This is a genomic window from Deinococcus marmoris (assembly GCF_001949125.1).
Taxonomy (GTDB): Bacteria; Deinococcota; Deinococci; order Deinococcales; family Deinococcaceae; genus Deinococcus; species Deinococcus marmoris_A.
In genome coordinates this window covers 1-20,205 of the sequence record NZ_MSTI01000146.1, presented here as the reverse complement: position 1 = coordinate 20,205, position 20,205 = coordinate 1, and the positions used below count along the sequence as shown (strand labels likewise).

Annotated in this window: 22 protein-coding genes; 10 read left to right on the top strand and 12 right to left on the bottom strand. The window is 65.2% G+C overall.

The window, feature by feature from the left end:
- From BOO71_RS26520 to BOO71_RS21015, 6 genes are all read right to left on the bottom strand, one after another.
- Positions 1 to 577 (bottom strand): GIY-YIG nuclease family protein (locus BOO71_RS26520; RefSeq protein WP_175607498.1); only part of this gene is annotated, 577 nt, incomplete at its 3' end.
- A gap of 19 nt (positions 578 to 596) precedes the next feature.
- The gene (locus BOO71_RS28020) at positions 597 to 2,225 is read right to left on the bottom strand and encodes a polymer-forming cytoskeletal protein (protein ID WP_254843238.1); all 1,629 of its coding nucleotides are present in this window, start codon (positions 2,223 to 2,225) and stop codon (positions 597 to 599) included.
- A gap of 193 nt (positions 2,226 to 2,418) precedes the next feature.
- The gene (moaC, locus tag BOO71_RS21030) at positions 2,419 to 2,922 is read right to left on the bottom strand and encodes a cyclic pyranopterin monophosphate synthase MoaC (protein ID WP_075835740.1); all 504 of its coding nucleotides are present in this window, start codon (positions 2,920 to 2,922) and stop codon (positions 2,419 to 2,421) included.
- Between the two features lie 2 nt (positions 2,923 to 2,924).
- Positions 2,925 to 3,527: a DUF177 domain-containing protein gene (locus tag BOO71_RS21025; protein WP_075835729.1), complete on the bottom strand. Its 603-nt coding sequence runs from the start codon at positions 3,525 to 3,527 to the stop codon at positions 2,925 to 2,927.
- 70 nt (positions 3,528 to 3,597) lie between these two features.
- Positions 3,598 to 4,179 carry a peroxiredoxin gene (locus tag BOO71_RS21020; RefSeq protein WP_075835727.1) on the bottom strand — a complete coding sequence of 194 codons (582 nt, stop codon included), beginning with the start codon at positions 4,177 to 4,179 and terminating at the stop codon, positions 3,598 to 3,600.
- A complete protein-coding gene (locus BOO71_RS21015; protein ID WP_075835725.1) occupies positions 4,176 to 5,234 on the bottom strand; it encodes a glucose-1-phosphate thymidylyltransferase in 1,059 nt (352 codons plus the stop codon). Before BOO71_RS21015 ends, BOO71_RS21020 begins: the two co-directional genes overlap by 4 nt.
- Before the next feature lie 217 nt (positions 5,235 to 5,451).
- On the opposite strand from BOO71_RS21015, the gene BOO71_RS21010 reads away from it, so the two are divergent.
- The gene (locus BOO71_RS21010) at positions 5,452 to 6,588 is read left to right on the top strand and encodes a mannose-1-phosphate guanylyltransferase (RefSeq protein WP_075835723.1); all 1,137 of its coding nucleotides are present in this window, start codon (positions 5,452 to 5,454) and stop codon (positions 6,586 to 6,588) included.
- Between the two features lie 9 nt (positions 6,589 to 6,597).
- Here BOO71_RS21010 and BOO71_RS21005 read toward each other — a convergent pair whose 3' ends face one another.
- The 4 genes from BOO71_RS21005 to BOO71_RS20990 form a co-directional block, all read right to left on the bottom strand.
- Entirely contained in the window at positions 6,598 to 7,353 is a 756-nt protein-coding gene (locus BOO71_RS21005; RefSeq protein WP_075835721.1) for an HAD-IIB family hydrolase, read from the bottom strand.
- Positions 7,350 to 8,474 carry a phosphoribosyltransferase domain-containing protein gene (locus BOO71_RS21000; protein ID WP_075835719.1) on the bottom strand — a complete coding sequence of 375 codons (1,125 nt, stop codon included), beginning with the start codon at positions 8,472 to 8,474 and terminating at the stop codon, positions 7,350 to 7,352. Before BOO71_RS21000 ends, BOO71_RS21005 begins: the two co-directional genes overlap by 4 nt.
- Complete coding sequence (locus BOO71_RS20995; RefSeq protein ID WP_075835717.1) at positions 8,471 to 9,520, bottom strand: ATP-grasp domain-containing protein; 1,050 nt, start codon at positions 9,518 to 9,520, stop codon at positions 8,471 to 8,473. The genes BOO71_RS21000 and BOO71_RS20995 overlap by 4 nt, the downstream gene beginning before the upstream one ends.
- Before the next feature lie 278 nt (positions 9,521 to 9,798).
- Complete coding sequence (locus BOO71_RS20990) at positions 9,799 to 10,539, bottom strand: hypothetical protein (protein WP_254843237.1); 741 nt, start codon at positions 10,537 to 10,539, stop codon at positions 9,799 to 9,801.
- A 434-nt stretch (positions 10,540 to 10,973) separates the two neighbouring features.
- Between BOO71_RS20990 and BOO71_RS20985 the strand changes: the two genes are divergently transcribed.
- The 4 genes from BOO71_RS20985 (at position 10,974) to BOO71_RS20970 (ending at position 13,956) form a co-directional block, all read left to right on the top strand.
- Positions 10,974 to 12,431 carry a vWA domain-containing protein gene (locus BOO71_RS20985; RefSeq protein WP_139323095.1) on the top strand — a complete coding sequence of 486 codons (1,458 nt, stop codon included), beginning with the start codon at positions 10,974 to 10,976 and terminating at the stop codon, positions 12,429 to 12,431.
- A 1-nt stretch (position 12,432) separates the two neighbouring features.
- The gene (locus BOO71_RS20980) at positions 12,433 to 13,206 is read left to right on the top strand and encodes a DUF2259 domain-containing protein (protein ID WP_075835715.1); all 774 of its coding nucleotides are present in this window, start codon (positions 12,433 to 12,435) and stop codon (positions 13,204 to 13,206) included.
- Positions 13,207 to 13,223: 17 nt separating this feature from the next.
- Complete coding sequence (locus BOO71_RS20975; RefSeq protein WP_075835712.1) at positions 13,224 to 13,586, top strand: VOC family protein; 363 nt, start codon at positions 13,224 to 13,226, stop codon at positions 13,584 to 13,586.
- A gap of 61 nt (positions 13,587 to 13,647) precedes the next feature.
- Complete coding sequence (locus tag BOO71_RS20970) at positions 13,648 to 13,956, top strand: hypothetical protein (protein WP_075835709.1); 309 nt, start codon at positions 13,648 to 13,650, stop codon at positions 13,954 to 13,956.
- A 51-nt stretch (positions 13,957 to 14,007) separates the two neighbouring features.
- On the opposite strand, the gene BOO71_RS20965 is transcribed toward BOO71_RS20970, so the two are convergent.
- A complete protein-coding gene (locus BOO71_RS20965; RefSeq protein ID WP_075835707.1) occupies positions 14,008 to 14,541 on the bottom strand; it encodes a GNAT family N-acetyltransferase in 534 nt (177 codons plus the stop codon).
- Between the two features lie 157 nt (positions 14,542 to 14,698).
- On the opposite strand from BOO71_RS20965, the gene BOO71_RS20960 reads away from it, so the two are divergent.
- The 3 genes from BOO71_RS20960 to BOO71_RS20950 are packed head-to-tail and all read left to right on the top strand — an operon-like array spanning position 14,699 to position 15,958.
- On the top strand, positions 14,699 to 15,211 hold the full coding sequence (locus BOO71_RS20960; protein WP_075835705.1) for a hypothetical protein: 513 nt from the start codon (positions 14,699 to 14,701) through the stop codon (positions 15,209 to 15,211).
- On the top strand, positions 15,208 to 15,618 hold the full coding sequence (locus tag BOO71_RS20955) for a DinB family protein (RefSeq protein WP_075835703.1): 411 nt from the start codon (positions 15,208 to 15,210) through the stop codon (positions 15,616 to 15,618). Before BOO71_RS20960 ends, BOO71_RS20955 begins: the two co-directional genes overlap by 4 nt.
- A 25-nt stretch (positions 15,619 to 15,643) precedes the next feature.
- Entirely contained in the window at positions 15,644 to 15,958 is a 315-nt protein-coding gene (locus BOO71_RS20950) for a hypothetical protein (protein WP_075835701.1), read from the top strand.
- Between the two features lie 85 nt (positions 15,959 to 16,043).
- On the opposite strand, the gene BOO71_RS20945 is transcribed toward BOO71_RS20950, so the two are convergent.
- Positions 16,044 to 17,522 (bottom strand): E3 binding domain-containing protein, encoded by a 1,479-nt coding sequence (locus BOO71_RS20945; RefSeq protein ID WP_075835733.1) that lies wholly within the window; start codon positions 17,520 to 17,522, stop codon positions 16,044 to 16,046.
- Between the two features lie 356 nt (positions 17,523 to 17,878).
- Between BOO71_RS20945 and BOO71_RS20940 the strand changes: the two genes are divergently transcribed.
- Entirely contained in the window at positions 17,879 to 18,910 is a 1,032-nt protein-coding gene (locus tag BOO71_RS20940) for a Glu/Leu/Phe/Val dehydrogenase family protein (protein WP_075835699.1), read from the top strand.
- Between the two features lie 103 nt (positions 18,911 to 19,013).
- Positions 19,014 to 19,628, top strand: coding sequence for a uridine kinase (gene udk, locus BOO71_RS20935; protein WP_075835697.1), 615 nt, complete (start codon positions 19,014 to 19,016; stop codon positions 19,626 to 19,628).
- Positions 19,629 to 20,205: the final 577 nt, after the last annotated feature.

Sequence of the window (20,205 nt, the reverse complement as noted above, 5' to 3'; positions counted from 1 at the left end):
TATATACTAATGCGAGTTGTCTATATCCATTAGGATCGCCCATTTTAATAGCTTCTAGGGCATATTCTCTAGCAACACGATAAGAGTGTGGAATCTCAGATTTTTCGACAAGATACTCAGAAGCCTTAATAGCCGCTTCAGAACTTCCAAGACTTATTGCCATACGTAAATATTTTAAAGGCTCCTCAATATCTTTAAGGTATCTAGTATCGTTAGATAATTCTTTATATCTCATAAGGAGTTCGTTTATTTTCGTATATTTATCCTTATTTTCGGAATTTTGATATTTATCCAATATCCTAACAGCTTGATCTACGGGTATGTGGAAAAACTCTCTTTTGTCATTCCATCTGTAGCTGATTATTTCGCTATGAATAATTCTTTCAATCTCTCTGGGATTCGCTACTGCTATATAATGTACCAATTTAAAGGGGGATGGAACTCCAGTGAACCTACTCAGCGCATTACTCCTCAACTCGGGGCTTGAGTAAGTCCAGCCAATCTTTAAAAGATTTGGCATTGCTTCATTACTTAATATATAAATATAGCCTATAGCATCGGAATGAATTGTCCGCACAGATTTATTATGCCATGCCTCAAGCCGTCCGCACCCCACCCCTAGCCAGAAGCAGCGTTCCCGCCCCCCACGCCCCGCCGATCAGCGCCAGCCCAAAGGCTAGCGGCGGCTCGCTGAGGCTGGCGGCCACGGCGCTGAGGCCCAGCATCGCCCCCACCGCGTCGGGCACCGGCAGGCGCAGGCGGCGGGCCAGGGTGCGGCCCAGGTCATAGGCGCTGACGCTGAGGCCCACGGCCAGGATCACCACGGCCAGCGCAGCGGCCACCAGCGCAGGCCCCAGCAGCCCAGCCAGGGCCAGGGCCAGCGCGGGACCACCCAGGGCGGTCAGCGCCAGCACGCCCAGCGCCAGTGTCCGCATGGGGGCGTGGCGCTGACGGCGGGCCAGGGTGGGGGCCAGCCCCGCCACGAATAGCAGCAGCAATGCGCCCCCGGTCAGCGTGACGAAGATCTGAGGCCACGCCGCGCTGCCCAGCCACCCCAGCAGCGGCCTGAAGGCGGCGGCGGTGGCAATCCCGATGCCCTGTGGCGGGGCCGTTTCCAGCGCGTCCAGATCGTCGGGGGCATGGCCCAGCAGCGCATTCACGCGCCCGCTGACCTGCGCCCCCGGATCACGGCGCACGTCGCCCAGCAGCGTGACCACCTCGCCGTTCACCCGCGCGCCCGCTTCCAGGCGAATATGCCCGCCCACTGCGATCACGTTGCCGTCCACCGACCCGCTGACCACGATGTTCTGCCCGAAGCGCACGTCCCCGTGGACGGCCACACTGTACAGCGCGGGCAGCGTCAGCACCGCGCTGAGGGCAAAGGCCCCCGCCCCGAACCGCTGCATGACCGGGCCGGGCCGCCAACTGACCAGGGCGCTGGTCAGCAGCAGCAGCGCCAGCCCCACCCCGGCCAGCGGCGACACCTGGGCCAGCAGGGTCTGCAAGACCAGCGCCCCGGCGGCCAGATTGGGCCACACCGTGGTGACGGCCAGCAGGGTCAGCCCGGCCATCAGCGCCACCACCAGAGCCAGCGGCGCGGGATTGTGCCGGGGCTTGAGGGGAGACACGAAGCCGCTGACTGATGATGAACTGGCAGCGGGTGAAACAGGAACAGGGTTGATTGGAGGTGGAGAAACAGCCTCCGCTTCCGGCTGGGCGATCCGCGCCACCACCGCCCCGGCCACCGAACGCGGCAGCGCGGGCGCAGGGGCCTGGACCCGCCCGGCCCACGCGATCTCGGAGGCGACGGCGGCAGCCACGCTGGAAGGAATGGGCGGTGGCCTCAGTTGCCGCGCCGCCCGGATGTCGCCCACCACACCCGCCGCGAGGCTGTGTGGCAGAGGGGGAATGGACTGGGTTTGCAGTTGACAGGCAGCGGCAATATCAGAAGCGACGGCCCCGGCCAGCGAGTGCGGCAGCTCTGGCCGGGCCGCGTTCAGGCGAACGCTCCAGGCCACTTCAGCGGCCACAGCCTGCGCGCAACTGGCGGGCAGACCGGGCGGCGGCAGGGCGCTCAGGTGGGCGGTGGTCTCAGACAGCCGCAGCCGCCAGCGCGCCACTTCCTCCTGATCGGGCAGCGCGTGCAATGCCTCGGTTTCTGCGGGAGTCAGCTCACTCTCAGCCTCACGGTGGAGCAAATCCAGCCAGTCGGACGGGTCAGCCATTGACCCCTCGTCCCGGTTGTGTCGCTCCATGCCCATACTGTTCCCCTACGATAGAGGATTCCCGAAAGTTCCCGGCGGCTGTCTAGAGCAATCGCCTGGTTCAGTCGTCCTCAAAAAGAATGGGCCGACATTCTGGCTCAGCAGGACAATATCCCTCGCAGCGATTCAAAAAGCTGACAGACCTTCTGACCGTTTAACCAGCCGTGCTGTCATCTGCCAGATAGTCGCCACTCTTGCCGCCCGTCTTGCTCAGCAACCGGATACCCGTAATTTCCAGCGCCTTGCTGGCGGCTTTCAGCATGTCGTACACGTTCAGGGCAGCGACGCTGGCGGCGGTCAGGGCTTCCATCTCCACCCCTGTGGGGGCAGTGGTGCGGACGGTGGCGGTGATCCGCACGCCCGCGTCTTCCAGCGTGACCTGCACGTCCGCGCCCGTCACGGGAATGGGGTGGCACAGCAGGATCAGGTCCGCCGTGCGCTTGCTGCCCGCCAGCCCCGCCAGCCGCGCCACGGTCAGCGGATCGCCCTTGGGATTGGTTCCGGCTTCCAGCGCCGCGCGGGCTTCGGGCGGCAGGCGCACCCAGGCTTCGGCGGTGGCGGTGCGGGTGGTGATGGCCTTGTCGGTCACGTCCACCATGCGCGGCAGGCCGTCCCGGAAGTGGGTCAACTGGGGGGTCAGCTCAGGCGTATCCGCCACGCTCACTCTTCCGGCACTTGCAGGTCACGCAGGCCCGCGAAGGGGTTCTGCTTGGCGTGGCCGCTGCTCTGGGGAATGCCCAGATCGTCGTCGATTTCCTCCACCGGCACCCCGGCCATGTGTTCGCAGGGACCGTCGTTCAGGTCGTGGCCGCAGACCTGACACAGCCCCTTGCACTCGGGGTCATGCACCACGCTCAACGGCGAGGACAGCAGGGTGATCTCGGCCAGATAGCCGCTGAGGTCCAGGGTGGAATCACCGAAGATCAGCACTTCCTCGCCGGTCTCGGCTTCCTCCAGATACGGCGCGTCGGCGGACGGCTCGTAGCGCATCAGCGTGCCCAGCGTGAGTTCCAGCGGCACCTCTACCTCGCGCAGACAGCGGGCGCATTCCATCGTGATGGTGGGTTCAAAACTGCCTTGCAGGTACATCTCGCTGCCGCCCAGAGAGTTGACGCTGATCTCGTAGGGCGCGGGTTCGGTAAAGGTCAGGGTCTGCGTTTTGCCGCCCTGCTCGTAGTTCAGGTGGTCAAGTTCGCCCTCGGCGTGCGCGTCCTCGGAGGACCGCATCAGAGAACCCAGGTGAATCAGGGGAGAATCGCTCATCCTTTAATGATAGGGCGCGTGGGGTCAGGCAACCGCGTTCTACTCACGGTAGGACCGTAAGCAAAGCGGCCTACGAAACGGCGGGGGCAGGGTTGCTTTCCGCCAGCCACGCCAGCACCTGCGCCGCGTTCTGGTCCGGCGGGAAGATGGGATAGAAGACCTTCTGGATCACGCCGTCCCAGATGATCAGCGTCACGCGCCGTAGCAGGGTCATTCCATCCACCTCGAACGTCGGCAGATTCAGCGCGCCCGCAAACCTCAATTCAGCGTCCGACAGCAGCGGGAAAGGGAGGTGGAGCCGCCCCGCCGCCTCGGCCTGATACGCCGTGTCCTGCGTGCTGAGGCCAAAGACGCGCGTTCCGGCAGTCTGCAACTCGGCGTGATGGTCCCGGAAAGCGCAGGACTGTGGTGTGCAACCCCGCGCCCCTGGAATGAGGTCCCAGTCGGTGGGCAACGGCTGGTCCGGCTGGCCTGTGCGCGGATAGGCATACAGCACGGTCAGGCCGGGCAGGGCGGAAAGATCGACGGGCGGACCCTCCGTGGCGGGCAGCGAAAGAGCGGGCAGCCTCCACCCCGGCAGATGATCACAGGCCCCGTCATCGACTGGGGCCACCAGACCCTCCGGCAGCCGTTCCAGCTCAGGCGCGCTCACACCAGTTCAACCACGCTGGCGTCCGAGATGATCATTTTGAGGGTGCGCGGCATCTCGCGGCCCCCGCGCACCTGCGCCCGCACGCCGATCAGGCAGTCTTGCAGGCGGCGGTAGGTGTTCTCGATGACCGCCTCGGCGTCGATGACGCTGTGTTCGACTTCGGCGTTGCGGATCACGCTGCCGCGCCCGATGCTGGTAAACGGACCGATGTAGGCGTACTCGATCACCACGTCCTCGGCCAGCATCACCGGTCCCACGATCTGGCTGCCCGTCACCCGCGCCGAGGCTGGAATGACCACCCGGCCCGAGATGCGCGAATTCTCGACGGTGCCCTGAATATCGGTTTCCAGGCCCTCCAGCAGCAGGCGGTTGGCGTCCAGCAAGTCGTCCGGGCGTCCGGTGTCCTTCCACCAGCCCACGACGCGCTGGCCCAGCACCGCCTGCCCGGCGTCGATCAATCCCTGGATGCCGTCGGTGATCTCGTACTCGCCGCGCGCCGAGGGCGGCATGTGTTCCAGAACCTTAAAAATCTGCGGCGTGAAGCAGTACAGCCCGGCCACCGCCAGATTGCTGGGCGGCACCCGGGGCTTTTCCACCAGCCGGGTGATGCGCTCGCCGTCCAGCTCGGCCACGCCGAAGGCGGTGGGGTCCTCGACTTCTACCAGGGCGATCAGGGCCGCTGGCTTTTCCTGTAGAAAGCGGTCCACGAAGGGCTTCGCGCCGAACTCGAAGAGGTTGTCTCCCAGATACACGCAGAAATCCGAGTCGCCCACCCATTCGCGGGCGGTCAGGACCGCGTGGCCCAGGCCCAGTTGCTCGTGCTGGTTGATCAGCGTGAGGTTCACGTCCTGCATCTCGCGCACGGCATGCTGGATTTCCCCGCGCGTGATGTCCGAGACCACGATGCCGATGTCGGTGATTCCGGCGGCCATCAGCGTGCGGATGGCGTGGCGGATGATCGGCTGCCCAGCCACCCGCAGCACGGGCTTGGGGCGGGTAAATGTCAGCGGACGCAGGCGGGTGCCCAGTCCTGCGGCGGGGATGATGGCCTTCATGGCCCGCAGTCTAGAGGCTGGACTTTGGCTACTCTCTGACATTTCCTTGGGACTCCTGATATGGGGGCCGATCAACTCCGGGGCTTTCAGAGCTTTCCAGCAGTGCTCGCCGCACAAAATTGGTGGGAGGTGTCCAGGGACACGGGCATCACATCTCCCCTACCCCCGAAGACGCAAGACGCGCCGACGCCGTTTTCTGGCACTGTAGAGTCCAGTTATGCAGACCTCTCAGACCAGCTCAGGGCAGACCCCTGCTTCAGAGGCCGCCCCATTCGTTCCGGTGATCCTGGCCGGGGGCAGCGGCGAACGCTTCTGGCCGCTGTCGCGCCGCCACCGCCCCAAGCAGTTCCTGACCCTGGACGACTCGGGGCGCAGCCTGCTTCAGGCCACCAGTGACCGCCTGGTGGAACTGTGCGGCGAACCGGAAGGGCTGATGGTGGTCACCGGCAACGACTACCGCTCGCAGGTGCTGGAGCAACTGCCCGACATGCCGCTGGAAAACCTGCTGGTGGAACCCGCCGCCCGAGACACCGCCCCCGCCGTGCTGTACGCAGCCCTGAGAATTGGACGCACACAGCCTGACGCGGTGATGGGGGTGTTTCCCGCCGATCACCGTGTGACCGATACCCAGACCTTCTCACGGGTGGTGCGGCAGGCCATCGCGCTGGCAAGCAGCAGCGGACGACTGGTCACCATCGGCATCACGCCCACCTTTCCGGCCACCGGCTACGGCTACATTCAGCGCGGCGAGAGCATGGGCGACGGCGAGGAATTCACCGCCTACGCGGTCACGCGCTTCACCGAGAAGCCCGACTCGGAAACGGCGCAAGGCTTCCTGGCAGACGGCGGCTACGCCTGGAACAGCGGCATGTTCATCTGGAAAGTCTCGGCCATTCTGGACGCCTTCCGGCAGCATCAGCCAGAACTGTACGGGCAGCTCAGCGCAGCGATGGACGCCGACGCAAACGGCCTGACCCACCGCGCCCTGCGCGAGACTTTCCCACAACTGCCCAAGATCAGCATCGACTACGCCATTCTGGAGAAGTCCGACGCCGTCAGTGTGATTCCTGCCGAGTTCGGCTGGGACGATCTGGGCGACTGGAACGCGCTGGAGCGCCTGCTGAAAGGCGAGGGCGAGAATGTCGCGGTGGGCCGCCATGTGGGCCTGGACACCGGGGGCGCGATCCTCTACACCACCAATGGCGACGATCTGATCGCCACGATTGGCCTGGAGGACGTGGTGGTGGTGCGCGCCAACGAGGTCACGCTGGTGGTCCGCAAGGACCGCACCCAGGACATCAAGCGCGTGGTGCAGCAGCTCAAGGAACACCCGGATCTGGAACGCTTCGCCTGACTGGCGTTGCTAACGCTGGGGCAACTTCGCGGCACTCACAGTCCGCAGGAGCTGCCCGCCCGGCGGCGTGATCGCCAGATCGCAGGCGTTCATGAAGGCCAGATCGCTGAGGCTGTCGCCCAGGGCCAGCGTCAGTGTGGCGTGCGGAAAATGCTGCCCGCGCAGATAGCGCACGGCCTCGGCCTTGCCCAGATGGCGGGGCAACACGCTGACATTGTTGGCATTGGCGATGACGTGCAGATCGGCGTGCTCGCGTGATTTCAGACGGTCTTCCAGAGCATTTTGCACCCGTCCCAGGCTGGCCGCGTTCGCATCCGGGTGCTTGAAGACGGTCATGAAGTGGGTGTCGTGCGCGGTATGTCGGGTCAGGCGGCAGCCCAGAGCTTCAGCCAGTTCGGAAATGGAGACGGTGCAATCCTCCAGCGCTTCCTGCAAAGGAGATAACGCCTCCAATACACGCCCGCGCCATTCTGCATCCACCTGTCCATCTGGACGCAAAATTGTCAGTCCGTGGTCCAGCACCTGCCAGGAAGTGAAGGGCAGCGTCACACGCGCCATCGCCGCCGGATCGCGGCCTGTGACCGGAATGACGGTGACGCCACTGTCCACAAAATGTGCCAGCAATGCCGATTGGGCGGGCGTGCAAAACGAATGCGGCTGACCGTCGCGGCCCAGGGTGGCGGGAGTCAGCCCTTCCATCCCTGGCGGCAACTTGCGAAGGGTCTGAAACAGCGTGTCATCCAGATCGGTGAAGGCGACGATCACCGGGCTTCCAGCGGACTGAGGCAGACGGCCTGCGCCTTCTGCGCCTTGTCTCCAAGCAGCACCATCAGGGCGGGATCGGGCAGACAGTGGCCCTCATACGTGACCAGAATGCGGGTGTAAATGTCGGGATCAACGTTGTACAGATAATTGGGAATACCATCCCCCACGTTGTCGCCGAAGCTGAATTTGCGGGCCATCGCCAGCCCCTCCAGCACCGGGCTGCGCGTGGTGGCCGAGAAGACGCAGGAAAACACTTCCGGCTTGGTCCGCTGCGCCAGCGCGAAGGCCGGATACTGATATTCACCTGTTCCCAGCACCAGCACGCGATCTGTGGATGACAGGTTCAGTTCGGGCCAGCTCAACTCCACATCCTGCCCGTAGCGCGGCCCACTGGCGGGCAACAACGCCGATTTGTCGGCCCCATTTCCAGTCACGGCGGGCAACTGGGGGGGCTGCCAGTCGGCGGCGGGCGTGAATTCATAGCCTCCGCGTGTCAGGCTCACGAAGGTCACGGGCAGACCCAGCCTCTCCTCAATCTCAGATCGGCGGGAACACCAGTCGGTCAGGCTGACCATCACGACGCGGCGCAGGTGGGGGTGCAGGCTGCGCCACTCGCGGGCCAGATTTTCCAGCGTGGTCCCGGTGGAAAGTTCGTCGTCCACCAGCACCAGTTCAGTGGCGGCGCGGGCGGCGGGGCCGGGGTCATACAGCAGGTGGGCCGGGGCGTGTGAGTGCGGCTCGTCAAAACGCAGCAGCAGCGGATGCCGGGTCTGGTAGCGGGTGGTGTGCTGAAAGGTGGCGGTCTGGTCTGGGTTGAGTTCGCGCCACGCGTGATACACGCCCTCGCCCAGTGCGGTGGCCGTTTCCGCCAGCCCGATGAAATGGGGGGCCGTCAGAGGAGGCAGCGCCGCCGCCAGCCCTGTATAAGTTCGCGCCGCGACTGCTGGGGAGATTGGAATGTGCTTGCCCAGCACCCGGCTGACGAATAGAAAGCCGCGCCGGGGGTTCTGCCGCACCGCGTAATCCAGCAGCGTATCCAGCGGTGGATGTGGGCGTTCCAGCCAGAGCTTGAGGGTGCCGCTGGGCAGGTCAACCGTGCTGAAGGTTGAATCTAAGGTCAAACCGCCGCCTCCTGCTCGTGGATGATGCGAGCCACCTTCTCTTCGGCGACGCGCAAGCCAGTCTGGACGGGGGGAATGGCGGCGCGGTCCAGTACGCCCGTGGCAGCGTCCAGCAGCAGCAGCGGGAAATTGACGCCTGCCGCCAGGCTGTAGCGCAGGCCCCCGGAGGCGCGGGCATTGATCTCCAGCATGTTGGGGGTGCGGTTGCGCCCCTCCACATCCGGCCCATCCTTGGTCTGGAAGTTGAAGATGCCGCTCAGGCCATAGCGGGCGCTGATCTGGCGGGCGGCCTCCAGCAGATCGGGACGGTCCTCGATCTGCTGGCCCTCCCCGCCCTTACGGCGCACCACCGCGCGCAGCAGTTCGCCCTGCCACGCCACGCAGTCCACGCTGCGTTCGGCCCCCTCCAGCGTGTGCATCAGCAGCATGGTGGGCAATTCACCCTGTGTTCCCCGTGGCGCGGCCTGGGCGAACAGTTCGCGCGCCGCCGCGTGACTCATCTGATACAGCTCGCCGCCCAGGAAAGATTTCAGGTCCGGCGTGTCCATCAGCACCCGGAAGCCGCTGGCGTAGATGCCCCGCGCGGGCTTGACGCACAGGCGCATCCCCGGCTCACGCAACGTCGCCGCCGCGTCATCAAAACTGGCGAGGCTGTCGAAGGTGGTCCAGCGCGGAATGGGCAGGATAGATGTGTCCCAGTCGTGCAGAAACTCGTCCTTGCGCTCCAGATGGCGCTGGGTAGCCTCCGTCGCGGGGGTGATCAGGGTGACGCCTGCCGCCGCGAAGCGCTCCTGCCAGCTTGCCAGCCGTTCACGTTCCTTGCCGGGAATGACCAGTTCTATGCCGCGCTCCACGCAGGCGTCCAGCAGCCACGCCGCGTAATCGTCCCCCAGCAGGCCACGCGGTTCCAGAAAGGTGTGGGCCGCCGCCGCCAGCATGCCGTGGCCGGGATCGGTGTGGCTGGCCCAGACCGCGTAGCGCGAGCCTTGCAGGGCGTGAAGCTGGGCGGCAGTGACGCTGAAGTTTTTGGTAAACAGGACATTCATGGGGGTGGCTCCGGGAAGTGGGTGTTTGGGAACAGAGGATCAGCGGAACTTGATGGGGATTATTCAGAAGGGAGATGGAAAAGAGTGGGCAAGTCGGCTTTCTGGAGTGGCTCCCACGAAAACCCCTCCGCCCCCTACGGGGGCACCTCCCCTCAAGGGGAGGCAAGAGTTGCCGGATTGCCCGGCCAATCGCTTTCCTTGGCTCCCCTCATGGGGAGCTGGCTGCGAAGCAGACTGAGGGGTTATTCGTGGGAGCCACCCAGAACCATCCTTCACCCCTACCCCCCGCGCCCCACCTCCGCTGCCAGTTCCTCGGCGTGGCGCAAGGCTCCAGCTTTCAGGCGTTCGCCCTGCCCGGCCAGCAGCGCCCGGACGCGGGCCAGTTGCTCGGCATTCAGATGGGCGCGCACACCCTCGGCGGTGGCCTCGGCACGGTGCCCGGTCAGGCCGAAGATCAGGCCCAGCAGCATGCGCTTTTGTAACTCGTCCGCCGCGCGGATATTGCGTTCGGGATGGGTCAGCAGATGGTGCTGGTGCAGGGTGGCGGCCAGCAGGCGGTCTGCTAGCGATCCCCGGCCTGCCAGCAGCACGGAGGGCAGCACTCGCCGGGCCGCGCGGCGGTAATCGTCAGCATTGCCCCCGTGGGTATAGGCCCAGCCGTCGGCGCGCACATCCACCAGCGTCTCGGTGTCCACGGCTTTCAGCAACCGCGCCAGTTCGGTATCGGTCAGGTCCGTGGCGTCCACCAGCCGGGTCAGCACGTCTTCATCTTCGGACTTGCCGATGCGGGCCAGCAGCGCCGCACTTTCGCGCCAGTTGTCCAGATCGGCCAGTTCCTGAGACACGGGCAGGCTGGCGTCCAGGTCATATAGGGTCAGGTCCTGGGTCTTCAGGTGGGTCAGCAGCAGGCGTCCAGCGTTGGTGCGCTCGCCGCCCACGCCCCGGCGGTACAGGTGCAGCAGTTTGCGCCCCCGCTCCAGATGGGGCTCCAGCTCGCGCGTCTGATCGGGAGCGGTCAAGTCGCCCCATCCTGGGGCCGGAGAAGAACCGACATCGGCCCACAGTCTAGAGCGTCCGGTGCGTCAGACCGCCAGGATTGGACGACTGACCCGGAGTCGGGCTATCATGGACCTTAACTTCCCCTTAGATGCCTCTTAATCGTCAGAGGCCCGTCCCCAAGAGTGAGAGCAAGCAACGCCGTTCCCGTGGTCCAGACCGCACAGCCCGGCCTGTGTTTTCCAGACCCTCCCCCTGATGAAGCCCCTGCGCGAGTGACCGCAGGCCCCACTTCAGAAAACGTTCCTGAAAAGTGTCTGTTCCCCGGCCCTGAAGTCACGCCACTGCACCCTTCCAACGTCTCAGAGATCAGGGTGTCAGTTCCAGAGATTGTCCCTCCCGCCCCGCGAGCCTTCTGGCCCCAGGACGCCCGCTCCCATACCCCCAGGAGATCAACATGCACCTACAGATGTCATCCCGCCGTACTTCCGTGGTTCTGGCCCTCAGCGTGGGGCTTTTTGCTGGCGCAGCGGGCGCACAGACCACCACGAATGTTCAACTGATTCTGGATGCCTCCGGCAGCATGCTGGGCAAACTGCCCGACGGCCAGACCCGGATTGCTTCTGCCAAGTCCACCCTGACCCAGTTTCTGACGGGCCTGAAAGCCGATCCCAACCTGAACGTGGGGATGCGAATTTACGGCGCGGGCCTGAAAGCGGGCGCGCAGTGCGAGGATTCTGTTCTCGTTACGCCGATGAAAGGCTTTGATAAGGCGGCCTTGCAAAAGCAGGTCAACGACGCCAAGCCCAAGGGAGCCACGCCGATTGTTTACTCGTTGATGCAGGCGGCCAACGACTTCCCGAAAGACGATAGCCGCAAGGTGATTGTCCTCGTGACGGACGGTGAGGAATCCTGCGGCGGGAAACTGAACGACGCGGTGGCCGCCTTCAAAAAGCTGGGCATCGAGGTCGACCTCCGCATTATCGGTATCGACCTGAACGAGAAGGCCCGCAAGAGCTTTGAAGGTGTAGGGACGTTCGAGAACACCAAGAGCGGCGCGGAACTGGGCGCGGCCCTGAACCGGGCGACGGCCACCGCGCAGACCGGTAAATATGCCGTCTCGGGGCCAAAAACTGCCGGGGCAGGCAGCGTGATCGAGGTCAAGTGGACGGGGCCGAACAATCCCGGCGATTACGTCACGATTGTCAAGAAGGGTGCGCTGACCGGGGAATACAAGGGCTACTTCTACACCAAGAACGGCAATCCCGGCAAGCTGACCGTGCCGCTCGATCCTGGCGAATATGAAATTCGCTATTCCAGCGAGAAGGCCAGCCCCAACCCCACGCTTGCCACTGCGCCGATTACGCTGACGCCACCGACTTACGGCCTGTCGGCCCCAAAATCTGTTGGGGCGGGCAGTGAGATTGAAGTCAAGTGGACCGGGCCGAACAACCCCGGCGATTACGTAACGGTGGTCAAGAAGGGCGCGCTCGTCGGCACCTACACCACCTACTTCTACACCACGGCAGGCAATCCCGGCAGGCTGACCGTGCCGCTGAATGCAGGCGAATACGAGCTGCGTTATTCCAGCGAGAAGGCCACTCCCAATCCCACCCTCGCCAGCATTCCCCTCACCCTGACTGAGCCAAAATACGGCCTGAGCGCCCCCGCCAGCGCCAAGCCGGGCAGCACCATTCAGGTCAAATGGACCGGGCCAAACAATCCGCGCGACTACGTGACCATCGTTCCCAAAGGTGCGCCCATCGGCGCATACACCGCGTACTTCTACACTGCGGCGGGCAACCCCGGCACCCTCAAGATGCCCACACAGCCCGGCAGCTACGAGATTCGCTACTCCAGCGAGAAGGCTAGCCCCAACCCCACGCTGCTCAGCGTGGGCATCGAGGTGCGCTGAGATGAAACGCTGTCTGGCCCTTCTGCTGTGTGCCGCGCTGGGTCACGCCGCCGCAGACCGCGCCACATCAGAATTTTCCGGCTTCTCGCCCGATGGACGTTACGCTGCCCTGGCCCAGTACGGCATTCAGGACGGCAGCGGCAGCGCCTACACCGAACTGTGGGTGGTGGACAGCGCCAAAAATACCCTGCTGGAGCGCTTTTACCGTCAGACCGAGGAGAATCCGGGCGTGGGGCGAGCGGCCATGCTGAATCTGAATCAGGTCTTTGGTCAGGCCGCGCCCACCCTGAAACGCCTGGGCATCAGCGACTCGCGCCCCGGCACGGTGATCTGGAAGCGCACGCCGCCGGACCTGCGCGCAAAACCCAGCGGCCCGGACGTGTTTCCTGCGTCGGTGCCGGGCAGGCCGAATATGCCACCCACTCAGAGCTACCCGGTGGAATTTGGCGGCAAGCTCTGGCTGTTCCGGCTGGCCCAGCTTCCCTTCGGCCCCAGCAAGGATTGCCCGCCCAGCGGCGAATTTCCCGGCTTCTCGCGCGGTCTGATGCTCACGGTCACGTCCAGCCCAAAACCCGGCACGGAGGTCACCACCACCTTGCAGGAAGACAGCCGCGTGCCCGCCAGCCGCCGCTGCACCTTCCATTACGAGCTGGCCGAGGTGCGTGTGCAGGGCGACTTCATGGCCCTGACGGTGGCGGTCTACAGCACCTCGGGTTTTGAGGCCGAGACCGACATCCGCTACATGCTGGTCACGGCGCGCAGGCCGGACCGGTGAGCCGCTAGCATCTCTCCATGCTCAAAATCGGTTCCATCGTCTGGGGCGTGCGCGATCTGGTGCGGGCCACCACGTTCTGGACGGCAGCGCTGGATTACCTGCCGCGCGAGGCCCCGGACGACGACTGGGCGGTCCTGATTCCGCGTGCAGGTTCAGGCGTGCAACTGGCCCTCAAGCTGGTCACGTCGGAATCTGCCCGGCGGCACCATCTGGATCTGTACGCCGAGGATCAGCGGGCGGAGGTGGCGCGGCTGATGGCGCTGGGCGCGGTACGCGTGGACTGGCGCTCCGGGCCGGACGCCGATTACGTGGTGCTGGCCGATCCCGACGGCAACCGCTTTTGCGTGATCCAGAAAAATGCGGACTGGTTCCAGAACTGAACCCGTCAACGCTGAGGGACGCTACAGAAGGCCCGCCACGCCCGCGCTAGCCTGCAGTCCTATGGGCAAGAAAGACCGCAATACCCCGCGCATGGCCTTCGCGTCGCTGCGCGATATGCCCGGCACCCGCGTGATGTTCTGGGTGGTGGACGACTGCCCGTACTGCGGCGAGCGCCACCTGCACATCGCCGGAAACCTGCGGATGGCCGATCCCGGCGAATCGCTGGGCGAGTACCCGGCCCCCTGCGATCCGTCGCGCGTGTACGAACTGGCCCTGCCACCCCGGCCCAAACGCAAGCAGAGCAAGGAAGCCCGCCGCAAGGCCCGCCGCGACGGCAAGGACGAGGTGCTGGACGACGACAAGTGGTGACGGGGTGATGGTGGAAAGTGGATGGTTGATGGAAAACGGCGTTTGCGCCAGTTACCTCTCCGACTCTTCCAACCGTTTCCAGTACAGCCGCGTTCCCGTCAGTCCCCCGTGCGGCTTGAGGGCGTAGTCGGGCAACTCTCCAGCAAAGGTGTAGCCCGCGCTCTCATACAGCCCCGCCGCCCCCTCATCCGAGGCGGTGTCCAGCACCAGCATGGTGCGCCCGTTCTGCACGGCCAGGGCCTCGGCTTCACGCAGCAGGGCGGACGCCACGCCCTGACCACGCCACTGGGGGCGGGTCATCATCTTGGCGATCTCGGCGCGATGGGGCTGGTTGGGCGGGGTGTTCAGAATCAGGGTGACGGTGCCGATCAACTGTGGGCCGTTCCAGCCGCCCAGGATCATGCGTTCGCCGCGCGAGGCGGCAGCCAGCGCTCCGTCCCAGAATGCAGCGGCGGCTTCCAGCGTCAGCGGGTGCATGAAGCCCACCGAGCCGCCCTGGGCCACCGTTTCCACCAGCATCCCGGCCAGTTGCGTGCGGGTCTCGGGCGCGGCAGCCAGCGGTCTGATCTCCAGTTTGGGGTTCAAAACTGGGCCAGCACGACGGAGCGGAAGACCGGGGCAGGAGGTTTCATCTGCCTGCCATAGTGGCGTTTTCCAGAATGGATGTGAAGGCCAGTCTCAATTCGCGCCCTTTTCCTCATCGCGCACCATTTCTGCGGCGGTTGTGGCCTAGCATGACGGCGTGAAAGGACTACGGTTGATTCTCTCTGCCCTGGTGGGGTTCGCGGCGGCGCTGGTGGCCTACAGCGCCATCTTCGTGCGCGGCGACATGTCCGGGGTCATGGGCTACCTGCGGGCCAGGGGCGCGCTCCGCAGATTGACCGAGGGCGGCGCAGATGCCGGAGCAGTAGCGGCGGCCCACGACGCGCTGCGGACCCTGGGCACGCAGGTGGGCGACCCGGTGCTGGCCGCCCGGCTGATCCCGCTGGCGCTGCTGGTGGGGCTGGCGGCAGGCTACGCGGTGTGGCGCGTCTTTGGCCGCAAGCAGACGCAGGAGGGCCGCCCGGACATGCAGGAGCGCATGGTCTACCGTCTGGCGTGGCGCAAGGGCGGCGTGTTCACCCTGAACGATCTGGCCGAAAGCAGCCCGCTGGACGAGACCCAGGCCCGCGCCGTGACCGCCCGCATGCTGGAACTGGGCCGCCTGACCCGCGACGGCGAGGCGTTCTCGGTACGCTCCGGGAGCCGCGCATGACTTCCAGTGCAGAAAGCTTCAGCGCCAATGCCCTGGCCACCCTGCTGGACGAGGCCAACCACGCCCCCTGGGAAAGCGTGCGCGCTGCTCTGGCATTAATTGACGGGCAACCACACCCGCGCGTGGGCTGGCTGACCAGTCACCTGACCGCCACCAAGCGCGATTACTGGACCCAGATCGCCGCCGCCACGAACACCCCCGCCCCCGACGATGCCGCAGGATTGACCCGCTTGATGGCCTGGGAGGTGGACGCCACCCGCGCGCTGACTGCCGTGGCGCTCCAAACCCGGCTGACGCACAGCGACGAGAGCATGACCGTCTCGGAAGTGCTGCGCCTGAACGCCCGCCACACCGTCTGGCACGCCGGACAGATCGCCGCACTGGCCAATCCCACCCGATTGGCGTAGCTGCCCGCTATGCCCGAGGCCCGCCATGCCTGAAGAACGCCCCTTTCTGACCGAGGCCAGTGCGCAGGGCGAACACAACGCCGCCGCCGCACCACCCGCCCTGTTTGATCTGGCGGTCAACCGTGCCTGGGCAGCGCTACGTGGATTCCCTTCCAGCGGCGCAGCATCGGCGCAGGCCTCTGCTTTTCTGGGGGGCTGGCACGCCCGCACCCGCTTTGCCCGCCGCGTACCGCTGGACGCAGTCAAGGTGGCTGTTCAGCAGCATCCGGGCGGCGGAGAGTGGCACTGGGCCGGGGGGCCAGATGGCGGGTGGACGGCGGGCAAAGCCCCGTTTCCATAACATCCGGCTTTCAGAGTGTCCGGCACACAAAAAAGGCCCACCCCCGACATCTGCGGGAGTGGGCCTCTGACATACGGCGGCGCGGTTACAGCACCAGGGCGATGGGTTTTTCCAGCGACTCGGCCACGCGGGTCAGGAACTGGGCGGCCTGACGGGGGTTCACGTCGCCGTTCAGGCTCAGGGCGACGCGGCCATTCTGCACGCGGCCCAGGCTGAGGGTCAGGGTGTGGGGGAAGTGCAGATCGTCCACGCCCAGCGTTCCGGCGTCGGTGACCAGCAGATCGGGGGCGCTGGCCTGACCGCTGTGCAGGGCGCTCATGGCGTCGCGCAGCGCACCGCCCGTGATGGGCTGGTCCTGACCGTCTGCGCCTTGCAGGGCCACATGCCCCAGGTCCAGTCCCAGGATGTCGGCGTGGCGCTGGGCGGCGCGGGCCACCAGGAAGGCCAGCGAGACGTCCATGTTCAGGGCATCGGAGAGCTGGGCGCGCAGATCGTCTGCTGCCGCCATACTGGCGTCGCGGCGCAGATAGGTGCCGAACCACACGGCGCTGGCGGGCATATCCGTGCTGGCGCTGGCGGCCACGGGCTGAGGCGCGGCTTCCTGCTCTGCCATGACTTCGGGGGCCGCGTCGTATTCAGGAGCCACGTAGTCTTCGGGTTCGGGGGCTTCGAGTTCCGGGGCTTCCATTTCGGGGGCATCCACCTCGGCGGCATAGACCTCCGTGGTGTCGGTTTCCTCCACCTGGGGTTCGGCGGCGGCCACCTCGGCCACTGGCATCTGAACCGCCGGGGTCTGCACATCGAATTCCGGCGCGTTCAGCTCGGCGGCGTAACCACTGTCGGACCCGTTGACGGACACAGGCTGCGTGGGCTGAACTTCAGGCATCGGCGTGGGCGCAGGAACGGACGCGGCGGGCGCGGCCTCGGCCCCCTTGTCCTTGCGGTACAGGCGCGAGAGCAGGCCGCTCAGGCCCCCGCCCGCTGCCGCCACATCGGTCTGGCTGGCGGCGGGCACATGCACTGCGGGCACCTGCATCTCGGGCACATGCACCTCGGGGAGATGAACTTCGGGGGCCGCCGCGACAGGCTGCGGCGCTTCCTGAATGTACGGGGGCTGCTGGGCCGGGGTCTGCGCCGGGGCGAAGGACCAGTCGGTGGCGATGGGCTGCGGCTCGGCGGCCAGTGGGGCGTCCAGATCGGCCACATCGTCGTCCAGCTCGAAATCCATGTTGTCGTGGGTGGCGCTGGCCGCAGCGTTGAAAGCAGGGGCCTCCGGCGCGCGGGACTGCGTGACGAACTCGGCGATGTCGCTGTCGATCCCGGCCTGACTGAGCATGTCCGCGCTGAACATCCCGGCAGGAAGCTGCTCGTCGCCGGTCCAGCCCTCGGGCATTTCATCGACCGGGGTGGACGGCGGCTCTTCCTCGCCGCTCATGATGCGTGACAGGTAGTTCAGGATGTCCTGCTCGATGACCGTACCGCCCGAGCCGGACCCCCGCAACTGCTGCCATTCGATGCCGTTCGCTTCTGCCAGAATCTTGGCGAGCGGAGCAATTTGTTCCATTCCCATCCCCCTTTGCTCGCCCACATCCAGCTTCATGGGCGTCCGTGCGGCGCGCCCGCCCCGTTCCCATCCAGGGGGAACAGCAGGCAGGGCGCGGGCAAGGTCATGAACGCAGAGTGCCCCGAACGGTCTGACAGCGTTCTTTCACGGCAAAAGCGTTGATGTCTACAATTCCACTCTGGCAGCGGCCATTCCCTGTCCTGATACCCCGAAAATACTGTCCTGCACAGGTTTTACAGCCTCCTAACGCACAACAGGGGCAGGGCCAGGGAGGGTGCTAGGCTACGGCCCATGTCGCTTCCCCCTTCCCAACCGTGGGCCATATGGGCCAGCGCGAAGCTGCCCCAGGCGCGGCCATGTTGATCCTCGAAGAGATGCAGGCGCGCGGCCACGAGAGCCTGACGATCCTCCAGCACGCCCCCAGCGGCTTGCGAGCGGCGCTGGCCGTGCATTCCACGGTGCTGGGACCCGCCATCGCGGGCGTGCGCCTGCGCGAGCAGGATGAGGAACTGGCGGTGCGCGGCGCGCTGGCCCTATCCGAGAGCCTGACCTTGAAAGCGGCGCTGGCGGGCCTGAACTACGGCGGTGGGGCCTGCGTCCTGATGATGCCCGAGACCGGGGTAGACGACCCCCACGCCCGCGAGGCGCTGTTCCGGGCGCTGGGCCGTCAGGTCAGGCCGCTGGCCTCGCGCGCCGTGCTGACCGAGGACATCGGGGTCACGCCCGCCGATATCGCCTTCGTGGCACAGGAAACCCCCGCCACGCTGGGCATGAACACCGACACCAGCGCCATTACTGGCTACGGCGTCTACCGGGGCATGAAGGCCGCCGCCCGCTTCGCGCTGGGCGCAGAGAGCATGCGCGGCGTGCGGGTGGTGATCATGGGTGTTGGCGCGGTGGGCCGCTCGCTGGCCGCCCACCTGCACCGCGAGGGCGCAAAGCTGACCGTGGCCGATGACCGCCCCGAACGTGCCCAGGCGCTGGCCGACAGCCTCAGCGGCGTGGACGTGGTGAGCTGCGGCAGCGCCCTGGACGTGCCCGGCGACATTCTCGCGCCCTGCGGCTACGGCCACAGCGTCCACAGCGCCGACGTGTCCCGCCTGCAATGCCGCCTGATCGCCGGGGGAGAACACCACCCCCTGTCGCGCCGGGGCGAGGAAGCCGTCAAGGAGGCCGGAATCGTGTATATGCCCGACTTCGCCATCAACTCGGCGGGACTGATCGCCGCCGCCACCGGGGCCGACATGAACACGGCTGCCGAACAGGTCTACCAGATCGTGACCCGCATTACCCATGTGGCCGAGCAGTACAGCAAACCCCCCAGCGTCGTCGCCCGCCGCATGGCCGAACGCCGCATCGAACTGATCGGCAGCCTGGGGCGCGCGTGAGTGGGTGGGTGGGTGATGGAAGATCGTGGATAGAGAGGAGCCTCCAATCCAGCTCAGACCTTTTGACCCTTAGACCTTTAGACCTGCGCGCCGAAGGCAAGCAATGACCTCCCCCTTCGTGATCGGCGTGGCGGGCGGCTCGGGCAGTGGCAAAACCACCGTGACGCGGCGGGTGATGGAAACGGTGGGCGCGCAGGGCGTGTCGGTGCTGGCGCAGGACAACTATTACCGCAGCCAGGACGACATCCCCTTCGAGACGCGCCTGACCACCAATTACGATCACCCGGCGGCCTTCGACTGGGCGCTGCTGCGCGAGCATGTGGACGCCCTGCTGGCAGGCGTGCCCATTGACATGCCCGAATACGACTTCACGCAGCACACCCGCTCCGAGCGAACGACGACGGTTCTACCCGGCAGCGTGGTGGTGCTGGAGGGCTTTTTTGCGCTGTATGACGAGGAACTGCGAAAGCGCATGCACCTCAAGGTCTTCGTGGACGCCGACGCCGACGTGCGTTTTATCCGGCGGCTGCTGCGCGACACGGGCGAACGCGGACGCACCCCCGAGAGCGTGATCTCGCAATATCTGGAATTCGTGCGCCCCATGCACCTCAGTTTCGTGGAACCCACCAAACGCTACGCCGACGTGATCATTCCCCACGGCGGCATGAACGAACCCGCGCTGGACATGCTGGCCGCAAGAATTCGCACGACGATCTGAGGGGCAAAAGAGATAACCCCTCTCCTACGGAGCTGTTCCAGCCAGTCTGCTTCGCAGCCAGCTCCCCTCAAGGGGAGCCAAGAGTCGCAATTGATCGTGCCACGCAGCAATTTCCTTGCCTCCCTTCTAAGGGGAGGTGGCCTGAAAGGCCGGACTCGCAGAGCTGCGAAGTAGAGGGGTTAAACCGTGGGAGCCACCCCAAAACCCAGTTTTATACGGATTCCGTTTGTTTCGTGCAGGAATCGGAACAGCGCCGATTCCCGCATTCCATGCCCGGAACCCGTTTTTCTCCTTCTCGCTCCGCTCGGATTACGAGTGTTTTCAACACCCTCTAATCGGAGTCCGTATTATACGGACTCCGAATAAAAAGCGCAGACTGGAGCATTGCTAAATTCTATTCAGCCATCATTTTTCGCCACAGTGCCGCCGACAACCCGATCTCCTCACCTAGCACATCCTGTTCCACTGGTGGCCTCCTTAGTACCCGACACTTTCTGGAAGGGCTTGAAATCTGTCGTCCAGTACGCGATACCAGAGCGCGTCTCCCGCTGCCCTGAAATCATTGAGTCTGTACCTC

Coding starts and splice junctions, on each gene's coding strand:
- BOO71_RS20970 (WP_075835709.1), top strand. CDS start 13,648: ATGGGCAAGAAAGACCGCAATACCCCGCGCATGGCCTTCGCGTCGCTG.
- udk (WP_075835697.1), top strand. CDS start 19,014: ATGACCTCCCCCTTCGTGATCGGCGTGGCGGGCGGCTCGGGCAGTGGC.
- BOO71_RS20980 (WP_075835715.1), top strand. CDS start 12,433: ATGAAACGCTGTCTGGCCCTTCTGCTGTGTGCCGCGCTGGGTCACGCC.
- BOO71_RS21025 (WP_075835729.1), bottom strand. CDS start 3,527: ATGAGCGATTCTCCCCTGATTCACCTGGGTTCTCTGATGCGGTCCTCC.
- BOO71_RS20995 (WP_075835717.1), bottom strand. CDS start 9,520: ATGAATGTCCTGTTTACCAAAAACTTCAGCGTCACTGCCGCCCAGCTT.
- BOO71_RS20955 (WP_075835703.1), top strand. CDS start 15,208: ATGACTTCCAGTGCAGAAAGCTTCAGCGCCAATGCCCTGGCCACCCTG.
- BOO71_RS21015 (WP_075835725.1), bottom strand. CDS start 5,234: ATGAAGGCCATCATCCCCGCCGCAGGACTGGGCACCCGCCTGCGTCCG.
- BOO71_RS20940 (WP_075835699.1), top strand. CDS start 17,879: ATGTTGATCCTCGAAGAGATGCAGGCGCGCGGCCACGAGAGCCTGACG.
- BOO71_RS20985 (WP_139323095.1), top strand. CDS start 10,974: ATGCACCTACAGATGTCATCCCGCCGTACTTCCGTGGTTCTGGCCCTC.
- BOO71_RS20975 (WP_075835712.1), top strand. CDS start 13,224: ATGCTCAAAATCGGTTCCATCGTCTGGGGCGTGCGCGATCTGGTGCGG.
- BOO71_RS20945 (WP_075835733.1), bottom strand. CDS start 17,522: ATGGAACAAATTGCTCCGCTCGCCAAGATTCTGGCAGAAGCGAACGGC.
- BOO71_RS20950 (WP_075835701.1), top strand. CDS start 15,644: ATGCCTGAAGAACGCCCCTTTCTGACCGAGGCCAGTGCGCAGGGCGAA.
- BOO71_RS28020 (WP_254843238.1), bottom strand. CDS start 2,225: ATGGCTGACCCGTCCGACTGGCTGGATTTGCTCCACCGTGAGGCTGAG.
- BOO71_RS21010 (WP_075835723.1), top strand. CDS start 5,452: ATGCAGACCTCTCAGACCAGCTCAGGGCAGACCCCTGCTTCAGAGGCC.